The organism is Pseudomonas sp. Sample_10 (genome assembly GCF_004321495.1).
GTDB lineage: Bacteria > Pseudomonadota > Gammaproteobacteria > Pseudomonadales > Pseudomonadaceae > Aquipseudomonas.
The window spans coordinates 1-13,697 of the sequence record NZ_RCOE01000121.1; the positions used below are offsets into that span (position 1 = coordinate 1).

At 59.0% G+C, this 13,697-nt stretch carries 13 protein-coding genes; 11 read left to right on the top strand and 2 right to left on the bottom strand.

Going from position 1 to position 13,697, the window contains the following annotated elements; all coding sequences use genetic code 11:
* The 3 genes from D8U18_RS11820 to cyoE all read left to right on the top strand — a co-directional run.
* Window positions 1-389: cytochrome c oxidase subunit 3 (locus D8U18_RS11820; RefSeq protein ID WP_177435013.1), on the top strand; the 389-nt coding region annotated here is incomplete at its 5' end.
* Window positions 389-724 carry a cytochrome o ubiquinol oxidase subunit IV gene (cyoD, locus tag D8U18_RS11825; RefSeq protein WP_007916940.1) on the top strand — a complete coding sequence of 112 codons (336 nt, stop codon included), beginning with the start codon at window positions 389-391 and terminating at the stop codon, window positions 722-724. The genes D8U18_RS11820 and cyoD, both read left to right, overlap by 1 nt.
* 10 nt (window positions 725-734) lie before the next feature.
* Window positions 735-1,622: a heme o synthase gene (cyoE, locus tag D8U18_RS11830; protein ID WP_131107669.1), complete on the top strand. Its 888-nt coding sequence runs from the start codon at window positions 735-737 to the stop codon at window positions 1,620-1,622.
* 66 nt (window positions 1,623-1,688) lie between these two features.
* Here the strand turns inward: cyoE and D8U18_RS11835 are convergent, their stop codons facing one another.
* Together D8U18_RS11835 and D8U18_RS11840 are read right to left on the bottom strand one after the other, a co-directional pair.
* Window positions 1,689-4,388, bottom strand: a complete 2,700-nt coding sequence (locus tag D8U18_RS11835) for an RHS repeat-associated core domain-containing protein (protein WP_131107670.1) — start codon at window positions 4,386-4,388, stop codon at window positions 1,689-1,691.
* Window positions 4,389-4,615: 227 nt separating this feature from the next.
* A complete protein-coding gene (locus tag D8U18_RS11840; protein ID WP_131107671.1) occupies window positions 4,616-6,034 on the bottom strand; it encodes a PLP-dependent aminotransferase family protein in 1,419 nt (472 codons plus the stop codon).
* A 151-nt stretch (window positions 6,035-6,185) separates the two neighbouring features.
* On the opposite strand from D8U18_RS11840, the gene D8U18_RS11845 reads away from it, so the two are divergent.
* The 8 genes from D8U18_RS11845 to D8U18_RS11880 all read left to right on the top strand — a co-directional run bounded on the left by D8U18_RS11845 (window position 6,186) and on the right by D8U18_RS11880 (window position 13,639).
* Entirely contained in the window at window positions 6,186-7,286 is a 1,101-nt protein-coding gene (locus D8U18_RS11845) for a hypothetical protein (protein WP_056855108.1), read from the top strand.
* A gap of 42 nt (window positions 7,287-7,328) precedes the next feature.
* Window positions 7,329-8,609, top strand: coding sequence for a biotin carboxylase (locus D8U18_RS11850; protein ID WP_131107672.1), 1,281 nt, complete (start codon window positions 7,329-7,331; stop codon window positions 8,607-8,609).
* Between the two features lie 61 nt (window positions 8,610-8,670).
* Window positions 8,671-9,165: a RidA family protein gene (locus D8U18_RS11855; protein WP_056855110.1), complete on the top strand. Its 495-nt coding sequence runs from the start codon at window positions 8,671-8,673 to the stop codon at window positions 9,163-9,165.
* 84 nt (window positions 9,166-9,249) lie between these two features.
* Window positions 9,250-9,735 (top strand): cupin domain-containing protein, encoded by a 486-nt coding sequence (locus tag D8U18_RS11860; protein WP_130905203.1) that lies wholly within the window; start codon window positions 9,250-9,252, stop codon window positions 9,733-9,735.
* Window positions 9,736-9,945: 210 nt separating this feature from the next.
* On the top strand, window positions 9,946-10,590 hold the full coding sequence (yfcF, locus tag D8U18_RS11865) for a glutathione transferase (protein ID WP_056855112.1): 645 nt from the start codon (window positions 9,946-9,948) through the stop codon (window positions 10,588-10,590).
* 32 nt (window positions 10,591-10,622) lie between these two features.
* Window positions 10,623-11,963, top strand: a complete 1,341-nt coding sequence (locus D8U18_RS11870; RefSeq protein ID WP_131107673.1) for a 4Fe-4S cluster-binding domain-containing protein — start codon at window positions 10,623-10,625, stop codon at window positions 11,961-11,963.
* 23 nt (window positions 11,964-11,986) lie between these two features.
* Window positions 11,987-12,859: a branched-chain amino acid aminotransferase gene (locus D8U18_RS11875; protein WP_130905205.1), complete on the top strand. Its 873-nt coding sequence runs from the start codon at window positions 11,987-11,989 to the stop codon at window positions 12,857-12,859.
* Between the two features lie 21 nt (window positions 12,860-12,880).
* The gene (locus tag D8U18_RS11880; RefSeq protein WP_130930960.1) at window positions 12,881-13,639 is read left to right on the top strand and encodes a TauD/TfdA family dioxygenase; all 759 of its coding nucleotides are present in this window, start codon (window positions 12,881-12,883) and stop codon (window positions 13,637-13,639) included.
* Window positions 13,640-13,697: the final 58 nt, after the last annotated feature.

Sequence of the window (13,697 nt, forward strand, 5' to 3'; positions counted from 1 at the left end):
TGTTGTTCAGTTCGATCACCTACGGCTTCGCCATGCTGGCGTTGTACAAGGGCAACAAGAAGGCGGTACTGACCTGGCTGGGCCTGACCTTCCTGTTGGGTGCAGGCTTTATCGCGATGGAGATCAACGAGTTCCACATCTTGATCTCCGAAGGCTACGGCCCTAGCCGTTCAGGCTTCCTGTCCGCGTTCTTTACCCTGGTCGGTACTCACGGTCTGCACGTCTCCGCCGGTTTGATCTGGATGGCGATCATGATGTATCAGGTGCAGAAAAAGGGCCTGACGTCGACCAACAAGACTCGCCTGAGCTGCCTGAGCCTGTTCTGGCACTTCCTGGACGTGGTCTGGATCTGCGTCTTCACCGTTGTCTACCTGATGGGGACCCTGTAATGGCTAATGCACACTCCCATGACAGCCATGATGCTGGCCACGGCAGCGTCAAGTCGTACGCCATCGGCTTCATCCTGTCGGTGATCCTGACCGTCATCCCGTTCGGTCTGGTGATGTACCCGAGCCTGCCGAAGGCCACCACGCTGGCAATCGTTCTGCTGTTCGCAGTGATCCAGGTGATCGTTCACCTGTATTACTTCCTGCACCTGGACCGTTCCATCGCGCAGCGTAACAACGTGATCGCCTTCGTCTTCACGGCGATTGTAATCGTGCTGCTGGTTGGCCTGTCGCTGTGGATCATGTTCAGCATCCACACGTACATGATGGCGAAGTGAGGTAGACCCGATGTCGCTCAAGCACTTTATCCAAATCACCAAACCGGGGATCATTTTCGGTAACGTGCTTTCTGTGGCAGGCGGGTTCTTCCTGGCCTCGAAAGGGCATGTCGATCTGGCCGTGTTTCTGGCAGCCATGATCGGCACGTCCCTGGTCGTCGCCTCCGGTTGCGTCTTCAACAACTGCATCGACCGCGACATCGACATCAAGATGGAACGCACCAAGAACCGGGTGCTGGTCCAGGGCCTCATCTCCCTGAAACTGGCCCTGATCTATGCGACCGTCCTGGGTGTTCTCGGCGTTGTGTTGTTGTACAAGGTGGCCAACCCGTTGGCCGCTCTGTTCGCCGTCATCGGCTTCGTGATCTACGTCGGCTTCTACAGCCTGTACCTCAAGCGCAAGTCGGTTCACGGCACGCTGGTGGGCAGTCTGTCGGGCGCCATGCCGCCGGTGATCGGCTACGTCGCGGTGAGCAACACCTTCGACATGGCCGCGCTGACCCTGCTGGTGATGTTCAGCCTGTGGCAGATGCCGCATTCCTACGCCATCGCGATCTTCCGCTTCAACGATTACCTGGCCGCATCGATTCCGGTGCTGCCCGTGAAGCGCGGGATCGAAGTGGCCAAGAAGCACATCCTGCTCTACATCCTGGCCTTCCTCGTGGCGACCTTGATGCTGACCTTCAGCGGCTACGCCGGCATGAGCTACCTCGCCGTCGCCGCCGCCATGGGCATGTACTGGCTGTACATGGCCTGGACCGGCTACAAGGCAGTGGATGACACGGTCTGGGCACGCAAGCTGTTCGTGTTCTCGATCTTCACCATTACCGCCTTGAGCGTGATGATGTCCCTGGACTTCAAAGTGCCGGCAGAGCTGTTGCTGACGTACGCGCCTTAAGATTCAGATGCTGTAGCGAAAAGCCCCGCCTTCGAGAGAAGAGCGGGGCTTTTTGTTGGAGGCCGGTTACCTCAAGGCATGATAGGGGGGAGTACGCAGGACGGTACGTTTAAAGGTTCGCCAGGCGCTGTGGGCGACCCGGGATACCGGGTTTCGGCTCCTGCGGCGCAAGTCTCGTTCGGTTTCTTTGGTCAAGGTTTCCATGGACCGCCTCAGATGATGAGGAATAGGCTCGACACTTATAGCGATAGCATTGACGTCTACCCCTCTTTCGGTATCCCGGCTCTTCACTATCTCGATACCGGTCGCACGAAGACCAAACGCATCCATAATTCTTTGGGTAGACCGTCCATTATTTTTGCTGGACAGAAAACGCGCCAGCATCCTTTCACTGTTCCCCTCTATAGCGGCGACGAATTCATCCTTGACGTCCCAACGCACAATGACCTTCGGTAAGACCCCAAAGAAGCCGTTCTTCGTTGAGATTTTTCTGTATTGCTCGAATGTCACGTCAGTGGCATTGATCTGCGTGCCTGGAGCGCGATAGTTTTCCATCAGTCTCCATCGGCCCGGTAAAAACTCGTTCTCGAAGCGATACATGCCGCTTTGCTGCTTATAAGATGAATAAATGGTGTGTTTCCCCTCCATTCGGTGAGTGAACTCGCGTTCGACTTCTTGCTGACGTAAAACGGCGTTTTCTACACTCAGGTCTCGACGCCTGAATGTGTGTGGGTCTTGCTGATAACCGGGCGCTTGTGCGCCGGGAAAGTCATCAAGATATTCCACGAACTCATCGGGATTCCTCCCATCCCCATCCCGAAACCGCAGCGGATTGTTCCTGACCATCCGATACACATTCAGCCCATCAACATCCCCCGCTGGATCCGGATTGATCCAGCGATTGAGCCAAGGTGCGTAGTAACGCAAGCCATAGTAATAAAGCCCTGTCGCATCGCGTTCCTTGCCGGAATAACGGATCGTCTTGCCATTGGCATGGGTCTGGCTTTTTGCCGCCCACCACGCGCTGCCGCCAAAGGGGTAATAACCTTCATGGTTGATCACTTCGCCTTGCTCATCAAGCTCCAGCGCACAGCTTCCCAAGTGATCGTCGATGTTGTAGCGCGACTGCGCTTCAGGCAACGCCCTGCGACCGTTTGCCCGCCAGTGCAGATGTCTCATTCGGCTGCGTCCTGCCTGTACGGTCATCACGTGCAGTTCCTCGCCCGTGGCCGTGTTGCGGCGGATCTCCAACCCTGGCAGGTACAGGACCTGCGCCACATGTTCGACGGCCTTCGCCTGCTTGACGCTCACTTTGCGGCCACGCTGGCCGTCGCCATGGTAGATATACACTTCGTCATCATTGGCGCTGCTGCTGCGCACTACTTGGGTAACGCGCTGCAACTGATTGCGCGCGTCCCACGCCATGGCCTGTGCTCCATCCAGCCACAGCATATTGCCGTTCGCGTCAAAGCCCCTGTCCAGGTCCGGCGGATTCACAGGGTCGGCTATGTACAGGCTGCGGTTACTGCGTAGCGCCACCTTCATTGTCCGCAGCGGTGCATTCCCATGTTTGAGGGTCAGCAGGTTCCCGGCGGCGTCATAGGTATACAGCTGTTTGTAGTTGCGCAGCCGGCTTGCGTCGCCTGTCCCCGGCACCACCAGTTCGGGCAAGCCCGGCTGGATCGCGGCGAGCACGCTTTCCCGGCCCGTTGCCTCAATCAGCTGGTTCAGCGTGTCGTAGCGGTAAGTGCTTACGGGGTCGATCTGTTGAGCGTCAAACCATTGGGTCGGCTGCGCGCGATCTTCAATGCTCAATACATTACCCACCGGGTCCTGAACGAAGTGCAGGTCTTGAAGCACCTTGTCTGGCCGGGATGTATTCAAGCGCAGAAGGCGACCGCTGTCCGCCGTATAGGTCGCCTCGGTGGTGACCTGGTTACCCGCCCTTTGGAATTCCATCTGGCCTGCTGCGTTGTAATTGATAGCGTTCACCACCACCTGTTCGGCTTCTCCGTCGGGAATCAGGCTGGCGTGTGCCAACTGACCTGCAACGTTGTAATGGGTAAGGCGCTCGTTACCCACTGCATCGGTTTGGCTGAGAATCTCGCCCGATGCGGCGTAGCGCCATCGCGTGAGGTACGGCGCTCCCACCTCCAGTAACTCGGCGCGCTCTGGCAGCAAGGCGGGCCAGTTGGGTGGGATCAGGTCTTTTAGAAACTGCTGGGTCTGCGCAACCACTTGCCCCAACACATCAAAGTCGACGAATACCTTGGTTCCGGCAGGGTCGTCATGACGGGTCAGCCGGCCGCAACGGTTGCCGGTGTCTGCCGCAATTCCATAAGTGAAGCGCTCGACGCATGCCGGGACGTCGCCCGCCAAGTGCTCGTGCACAGTGACCGGGCGCAGTTGAGGATCATAAGCAGTTTGCCGGCACGTGCCCCGTCCATCCCAACTTTCCAGTTCCTTGGCGCCAGCGCCGAAAAGACTGGCGCGCCAGCCGGCATCTACGCTTTCGAGGCTCAGCACTTGCCCGGACAGGCTGTAGGTCTTGCTCTGGTTTGGCCATCCGGACTCACCGCCCTGCGCCCATAAACGCGCGTCCCATTGCGCGCAGAGTCTACCCGCAGCATCGTAAGCCTGCCGCTCAGTGCGCGACTGGAAGGGGTCGTCCGACTTCACTCGGTGATAGGCCACAGTCGCCACTTGCAACCGGCGTTGATCGATGACAGTCAGGGTGGGCGAAAGCCGGTGCAAACTTGAGGACATGGGGGCCGTCTCCAATGTGGAGAACGAAGTCTAGGCACGATGCTGAAATATCGCGAGGTTACTGGGGGAGGATGGGTGACGGGAGACCTCATGTCGCCAGCCATCTTTGCCACGACATCCCCTGGCGCAGCCGAAGGCTGCTCCAACAGGAGCCACACTGGCCCATTGACGATGAGTGCCAGCTCAGACATCGCTGTCGCGGGCAAGCCCGCACAAGGTTTGGTCGGTTATTTTTGCGAGTTATCCAACAACCGGAAAAACCGCTCCCGCACTTGCACGTGATCACTGTGCGCCACGTTGAATCGCAGGAACTGATTGGCGTCCGCCGCTTTGCTGAGCAAGGTCCCCGGTGCCAGTACCAGGTCTATTTCCAGGCCCTTTCTGGCCAGGCATTCGGCTTTGTATCCCTCTGGCAATCGCGTCCAGATGTACAACCCTTCTCCCGGCAGGGACGACACCGAACACCCGGCTTCAGCCAGCCACGCTGCCACCCGGCTGTTCGATTCATAGAGCCGGTCCACGGTGCGGCGCATGTGTTTGGCATAGCTGCCATCGCTGAGCATGGTGCAAATGATCTGCTCGGCCATTTCCGAGGTCATGCCGCCGCAGGCCATTTTCAGGGTCACCATCCGCGCCGCCAGTTGCGGGGAGAGCACCGCGAAGCTGACGCGGCTGTTGGCGGTCAGGGTCTTGGAGAACCCGGAGACGTAAGACACATTGTCCAGCCCGCTCGCAGCCAGGCGAGGGGTTCGGCGTTGCTGCATGTCGCAGTACAAGTCGTCTTCGAGGATGTGGAAGTTGTAGCGGTGACTCAACTCCAGCAAGCGATAAACCTGCGCCGAGGTGAACGAATGCCCGGTCGGGTTGTGCAGCGCGTTGTTGGTCATGTAGAGCACGGGACGGTGGGCTATCAGCAGTTGCTCCAAGGCGTCCAGGTCCATGCCGTCGCATTCGCGGCGAATGGTGATGACCTTCGCCCCGTGCCAGGCCAGATTGGTGTGCATCGTGAAATAACACGGATCGTCGAGCAGCACCGTGTCGCCGGGTTTGACCAGCAGGCGCATCAGCATGTCGATGGCCTGGACGGTGTTGGCGGTGGTGATGATCTGCTCTACCGGCGCCTCGATGCCCAGGGTCGCCATCTTCACCCGCAGGGCCTGACGCAGTGGCAGGTAACCGCTGGCGTTACCGTATTCACCCATGCGCAGGGTGGTGGCGCGTAGTGTGCCGCGTACGGCTTTGAGCAGTTCTTCGGCAGGCAGCCACGAGGAGGGCAGAAAACCCGCCCCCGGGCGCAGTGCGCCATTGTCCAGCAGCACGGCGCGGCGGACCACGCTGAGGGTGTCCTGAGGCAGCAGGTCCGGCCCGGCGTTAGCCGGGAGGGTGCTGCTGGAACGGTGCACGTAGTGCCCCGAGCCCTGGCGTGAAACCACCAGGCCCTTGGCTCGCAAGCGGTCCAGTGCGTCGACCACCGTGGATTTGCCCACGTGCATCAAGTCTGAGAGTTCGCGAATCGGGGGCAGCCTGGAGCCGTGGGGCAGGCCGCCCTGGCTGATTGCTACGGTCAATTGATCGACGATCTGCTGCACCAGCGGCACACCCTGCTGGAACTCGATGGCGGCGATCACTGCGCGCTGAGCCTGCATTTTACTGGTCTCTCCGGCAGTAAAGTTCGTTTGATTCTATACGAACTTGCTCTGATCAAGACAAGCATCTCTTTCTACTATCGCTTTGGAGTGTTTATGGATTGTCGACCTTTTGCCGGTCGTTCAGTCAACCAGGTTCAAGAGGTGCTGCATGAGTGTAGAAACAACCGCCGTCGTGGCGAAACCGGTGATCAACCTGCGGTTGTTCACCATTCGAATCATCACGGCCGTGGCGTTGTTCGCGGTGCTGGGCAAGGCCAACGTCTGGCTCGATACCGCCACCAACAGCATTCTGGCCCTCGGCTATCGGGCCTTGTTGCTGCTGTTGCCGCTGACCTTGCTGGTGCTCGGTCGCCGTTCCTTGAGCGTTACGTTGCTGTGCGCCGCCGCCGGCCTGGTGCTGCTGGCGGTCACCAGCAACCAGGGCGTTGTCATGTTTGCCGCGGCGTTGTTTGCCTACGGTATCGCGATTGCCGGTTACCTGATCAAGAGCGAAGCGGCACAGACCAAAGAGGGTGCAGCCTACAACCGCGTGGCCATGAACATGGGCAGCCTGTTGGCGGGTCTGATCCTGCTGTCGCCACTGTTGACCCCGGGCATGTTTTTCTTCGGCGCCGCCGCGTTCGTCCTGTTGTGCCTGCCCATCGCCATGGGCGCCACCTTTACCACCGAAGCCGCGGTGTCTCGCCCGGCCAGCAAGGACGGTAGCGGTTGGGGTAACAAACTGCCGTGGGTCATCGCCGGCATCATCATGGGCATCAAGTTGTTTGGGGTGTTCTCGATCCTGCCGCAAGCAATCCTGCTCAAGACCGGCGAACTGCCGACCTGGTACGGCTTGATGCTGATCCTCAACAGCGCCGTGGTGGTGTTCGCGCAAGTACCGGTCATGAAACTGATCGAGAGCACCGGGCGTTTCAAGGTGCTGACGGTGATCGCCATCATCGTCGGCGGTTTTGCGGTGCTGTCTTCGCCTGCCGCATTCCACGTCGAAACCCTGGCCGGCGCACTGGTCTGGGTGGCGTTGCTGTCCATCGCCGAATGCGCGTTCAGTCATCTCGATTACTTCTCGGTCAAGCAGAACAACATGTTCGTCAAGGAAGTGTCGCTGGGCGTCGGTGCGGGTCTGACCGTGTTGATCATGCGGGTCATGCCACCGCCGTACAACGCGTTGGTGCTGGCCGCCATTGGCGCCGCCGGGATCATGGTCTGGTACGGGCTCAACCGTAAATCAATCGCGTCGCTGCATGACTGAGTCATCGCCGTTTCGGTTTTCACTTTGCAAGTCGGGGGTTTTATGAATACGACTTCGTGCGTAGTAGTGGTGGGGTACAACGGCAGTCGGGTTCACGATATCCAGAAGCTGCGCGATTTGTGCAAGTCGCTGTACAACGCGAGGCTGATCCTGCTGGTCGAGCAGATCCAGCCCCAGGACGAACAGGTCGCTGATCACGTTTGCACTACATCGCTGGCCGAGAAAGACGTGTCGGCCTCGCTTGAACTGGTAGTCGGTTGCCTGAATGCAGATCGCTGGAAGCTGATCGGCGTCCTGCCGTTTTCCGATCGCGGCGTGCTGCTCGGTGCGGCGCTGGCCGACCATTTCGGCCTGCCGGGCATTACCCCGGCCGAGGCACGGGCGGGGTTGGACAAACAGATTTTCCGCCAGCTCGAAGCCTGCGCCACGGTGGCACCCGAGGACTATCGGCCGATCGTTTCGACCCGTATCGAAAGCCTGCCGGAGCTGCGCCAGCGGGTGATTGAGCTGGGCGGCAAAGCTTTCATCAAACCCGCCTGCGAAGGCGCCAGCCGAGGCTGCCGGGTTATCCGGCATCCGTCCGAATGCGACGAAGCCTGGCAGGCCCTCAAGCCCTATCGCGAGGGTGGCATCGTGCTCGAAGAGCTGATCCAGAACGCTCGGGAGTACAGCTGGGACTATGTCGCCGGAAGTACCTGGATCACCGAAAAAACCACCACCGATGGTGCCTACCGTGCCGAGATCCAACAAGTGGTGCCTGCGCCGCTGGCGGCCGATGCCCAGGCTCGGCTGATGGCCGCCGGCCGCCACATGGCTGGGCTGGTGTCGCAGGACAACGGAGCCTGGCACAACGAAGTTTTCCACAGGGCCAACCACCGCACCTCGGCCGTGGAAACCAACATGCGCCCCGGCGGCATGCATATCTGGGATCTGGCGCGTAAGGCGTTCATCGACTTCGACCCGTGGGAGCGCTGGGTTCGCTGGGCGGTGGAAGGTCAGGTCGATAGCCATGATCCAGTCGCGCGCGGCTACTGCGGCATCCGCCTGTTGAGAGCGAACACCAGTGGCCTGCTGCGCGATGTTCCGGACGTCCAGGCCCTCGCCCGGGCGCTGAATATCGAGCTGGTGGAAGCCGTGCTGAGCAAGCGCATCGGTGATTCAGTGAGCGCATTGGTGAAGGACAACTTCTCGTTCATCGGCCACATCGTGTTGTTCAACGAGCGGTACGAGCAGCTCAGCCTGGACCTGTCGCGTCTGGCCGAGGCCATTGAAACAAAGGTCGGGATCACCCCTCTGGCAGCACCGGCCAGGGCAGTGGGGTGAGGCGTGGGGCAAGTGGTAGCGATCGATGTTTCATGCAGTATTGATCAAGAGGGTTCAGTAAATGATTCAACACATGACCTGTGATGAGCGCTTCATCGCTCTGGCGCGGGAATTCGACTATGACATCTACGGCGAGAACACCGTTGGCGGTCATTACGCGCCGTTGATTCGTCACCACGACGAACTGTATATCAGCGGTCTGGTGCCGCGCATGAACGGCAAAATGCACTACACGGGGCGGGTCGGGCGCGACCTCGACATGGCGGATGCGCAAGCGGCCGCGAGCATCAGTGCGATCCGCGGATTGGCTTTGATCGTTGATGCCATTGGCTCGCTGGACAAGATCAAGTCGCTGATTCGGGTAACGGTATATGTGAGGTGCACGGAGGATTTCGTCGATCTCAGCGATGTCGCCAATGGTGCGTCGGATGTCTTCAGCCACGTGCTGGGTGATGCCGGTAAACATACACGCACCACGGTCGGTGTTTATCAGTTGCCAAAAAATGCAGCGATTGAAGTTGATATGATCGTGGCGTTGAGACCATCGGCGTTATAAGTGAAGTTGTTCGACTTTACACTGTTGAAATGTTCGCCTAAGGTCGGTTGACTCCATTCGGCAGAATAAGTTGGAAACGGAAAAATGAATAACGTTCAGGGTGCGTTTTTTTCATATAAGGACTTTCGCCAGAGTCTGGATCGGCAACCGATAAAACCCCGGGTATGGAAAGGTGCCGAACTTGCCGATATGCGTCAGGCGCTTGAAGCCAGTGACATCGATATTGTTGCGCTGGCCCACGAAAGTCATATCGACGGTTGCCAATTGACACCCGGCATGGCGGTCTCCATGCAATGGCTGGTGCCGGGGTCAACGCTCGACGGCCATTGCCATGCCTGGTGGCATCTGTTCATCATCCAGTCCGGCAGCGGCGCGTTGTCGCTGGGCGAGGCCGAGCAGGTAGACGTTGGCCCAGGCGATGTATTGCTGGTGCCCGCCTGGACGCAGCATGGCTTCGTCAACTCCAGCGCCATCGAGCCGCTGACCATGCTCAACCTCAGCAACATGCCGCAGATGGCGTTGTTGTCCAACCATGCCGACCACGTTGGCCTGATCCCCCGCCAGCTGTAATTTCCCGTCTGCTGCACACCAGGGAGTCCGCCTACGCTGACTCCCTTTTTCGTTTTTGCGTACCCCAAAAATGCTTGCTGGCGAATAACACGCCACGAATTTCTGTATCGATAGAAACAGATAATTTCTGTATCTGTTCAGCGCTTAATCAACTTACTACGATCGCTTCAAATGCAACGGATTAATGTGTTTAGTGCAAGGGAGCGTTCCATGGAAAGTACCAGCTTAAAACTGTATCTCGGCGCGGATTATGTCAGTGCTTTTGCAATGTCGGCTTATGTGGCGTTAAAGGAAAAACAACTTTCATTTGATCTGGTGACGGTGGATTTGAAAGCCCGTGATAATTACCAGGATCATTATCGTGATCTTTCGCTGACCTGCAAAATTCCGCTGCTGGTTCACGAAGGTTTTGCGCTGTCGGAATCTTCGGCCATTGCCGAATATCTGGAAGAACTCGCTCCAGGTTCAAAAAGCATTTACCCAAAAGACATCAAGCAGCGTGCCCGTGCCCGTCAGCTGCAGGCCTGGCTGCGCAGTGATCTGCTGGTGGTACGCAAAGAGCGTCCGTTTGACCTGGTGTATTTCGGCAAGAAAGACACGCCGCTGTCCGACGAAGCCCGGGCCGCTGCCGAGCGCCTGTTGTTCGTGGCCGACCGTTTGCTGGAGGAGGGGGCCGAGCATCTGTTCGGTGACTGGAGCATCGCCGACACCGACCTGGCAATCATGCTCAACCGCCTGGTCGCCAACGGTGACGAGGTGCCTGCGCGATTGGCGGCGTATGTCCGTCGTCAGTGGGATCGCGACAGCGTTCGCGCATGGATGGACCTGGAGCGCAAAGCGCCGGCCGTCGTGTAGCAATCGTCAGGGCAAACACCAGGAGCGCTGCCATGCAAGGAATGTTGGAGCAGGAAAGATACAAACCCTATAACGCACGCACCATTCGCGACACGCCCTATTGGGACAGGTTGACCCCGGCATTGCAGGAAGCCATGAGCGTCGTGGCGCGGGTCATGCCATTTCGCACCAACGACTATGTACTGGGGACGCTGATCGATTGGGACAACATTCCGGACGATCCGATTTTCCGCATGACATTTCCGCACAAGGACATGTTGCTGCCGGAGGAGTACGCCTCGCTCAAGCAGCTGATCGAGTTGGACGATCCCGCGGCGATCAAGCGTCGTATCGAAGCGATCTGGTTGCGCATGAACCCGCACCCGGCCGGGCAACTGACGCACAACAGCGCGACGCTCGACGGAAAAGTCCTCGCGGGCATTCAGCACAAGTACCGTGAGACCGTGCTGTTTTTTCCCGGTGCCGGTCAGACCTGTCACGCCTACTGTACGTTCTGTTTCCGTTGGGCGCAGTTCATCGGCGAGGAAGAACTCAAGTTCAATGCCCGTGAATCCCAGGAGCTTGTGAGCTATCTGCAGCAACACAGCGAAGTCACCGATGTGCTGATCACCGGGGGTGACCCGATGATCATGAACACCCGTTCGCTGGCCGGTTACATCGAGCCATTGCTGGATTTGCCACACCTGAAGAGCATCCGCATCGGCACCAAATCGGTGGCGTATTGGCCGCAGCGCTTCGTCAGCGACAAGGATGCGCTCGACCTGCTGGAGCTGTTCCGGCGCATCGTGGCTGCGGGGAAAAACCTGTCGATCATGGGGCACTACAACCACCCGGTGGAAATCCGTCAGGACATCGCGCGCCAAGCCGTTGAACGCATTCGCAGCACGGGGGCAACGCTGCGCATGCAGGCGCCGGTTATCCGCCACATCAACGAAAACCCGGCCGATTGGGCGGACCTCTGGACCGAAGGCGTACGACTCGGTGCGGTGCCCTATTACATGTTCGTCGAGCGCGACACCGGCCCCAGCCATTACTTCGCGATGCCGCTGGCCAGGGCCTTCGAGATTTTTCAGGCGGCCTATCGCACGGTCTCCGGACTGGCGCGAACCGTGCGCGGGCCGTCCATGAGCACCTTCTACGGCAAGGTGTTGATCAACGGCATCGAAACCGTCGCCGGCGAAAAAGTCTTCGTGCTGCAGTTCCTGCAGGCGCGCGATCCGCAGTGGGTGTTGCGCACCTTTTATGCGCACTTCGATCCGCACGTGACCTGGTTCGACGACCTGCGCCCGGCGTTTGGCGAGCGGGCGTTTTTCTTTCAGAGCGAAGCCCAGGCAAGCCCCGAATTGATACCGGTCCTGCTGCAAACGGCGTAGGACGATTTACAGGAGATAAGGACATGAGCGGTATCCCGTTTGATCAGCGCGAAGGATGGATCTGGCTCGATGGCGAGTTTGTCGAGTGGTCCGAAGCGCGCCTGCATGTACTGACCCACGGCTTGCATTATGCAAGCACGGTGTATGAAGGGGAGCGCGTGTACAACGGAAAAATCTTCAAGCTGCGCGAGCACACCGAACGGCTGTATCGCTCGGCGCAACTGATGGACTTTGCCCTGCCGTTTGAGCCCGCTGAGCTGGAAGCGGCGAGCCACGAACTGCTGCAACGCAACGGTGTGGTCGAAGGTTACCTGCGACCGGTCGCGTGGCGTGGCAGCGAGATGATTTCCACCTCGGCACGTTTCAATCGCGTGCATGTGGCGATCGCTTGCTGGCAATGGCCGAGCTATTTCGACCCGGCGGCACGCATGGCCGGCATTCGCTTGAAAACCGCGATCTGGCGTCGACCGCCACCCAACAGCAGCCCCTTTGAAGCCAAGGCCTCCGGGCACTACCAGATCGCCACGTTGAGCAAGCATGACGCTGAGAACAACGGCTACCACGACGCCTTGATGCTCGACTGGCGCGGGCACGTTGCTGAAGCCACCAGTGCCAATGTGTTTTTCGTCAAGGACCGGACATTGCACACGCCGGTGGCGGACTGTTTCCTCAACGGCATTACACGGCAGACCGTGATCGAACTGGCGAAGGCGCTGGATTATCAAGTGGTCGAACGGACGATCCTGCCGAGCGACCTGGGCGCCTTCGATGAGTGTTTTCTCACCGGCACTGCCGCTGAAATCACCCCGGTGCAATGCATCGACGAGCAGTCCTACCGACCGGGCAATGCCTGCCGCGATTTGATCGCCGCTTACACCTCAACCGTCAACGCCTGAACAACAGCCAGGAACTTCGCCATGTCAGATCAAGGGATAGTCGCGTCTACACCTTATGTTTCACTGGGCCATCGTCATCAACAATTGTCGGCGCAGGGCTGGACGGTGCTCACCCCCGGGGAATTTGCTCACGATGTTGTAGGGACACTGCACGAGTTCGGTCAGGTCATTCCGCAGTTCAACGGTCAGGTCGCCTTCGCCATCACCCGCAAACCAGGGTATGAAGCGTTGCCGTACTCCCAGAGCATGAACGGCATCGGCCCGCACACCGAAGCGCCGGTCTATGGCCCGCCGCCCCGTTATCTGGCGTTGCATTGCCATAAACAGGCCACCTGCGGTGGCGGGCACACGGGGCTGGTGGACGGTTATGAATTTCTCAAGTCCCTCGAGCGCTCCGAACCGCAACTGCGCGAATGGCTCGACGACACGCCCGTGGAGTTTGTCGCCACCGCCAAGCCTGGCGAGCCGGCGCAAACCCGGGTCAGGGAGTACATCCTCACTCCGACCGAAGACGGCGATATTTTTCGCTTCAGCTACAACCAGTTTCACTATGGCGACGTGAACCCTTCGAAGGAAGCGTTACAGCAGTCGCAGGTCGCCAACGGCACGTCGCCACTGGCCAGGTTTGCGGCGCTCGGCGAGGCCTACTTTGTCGAGCACAACACCCCGGTGCTGATTCCCGACGGGTGCCTGCTGATTTGGGATAACTGGCGGATGATTCACGCCCGCAGCCGATACACTGACCCGGCGCGCAACCTCACCCGCTACTGGCTGGCCTGATTTTTCCGTTGCCCTTCATTCTTCAGGCGCACCCCTCGCGGGTGCGCTTCTTACAGGT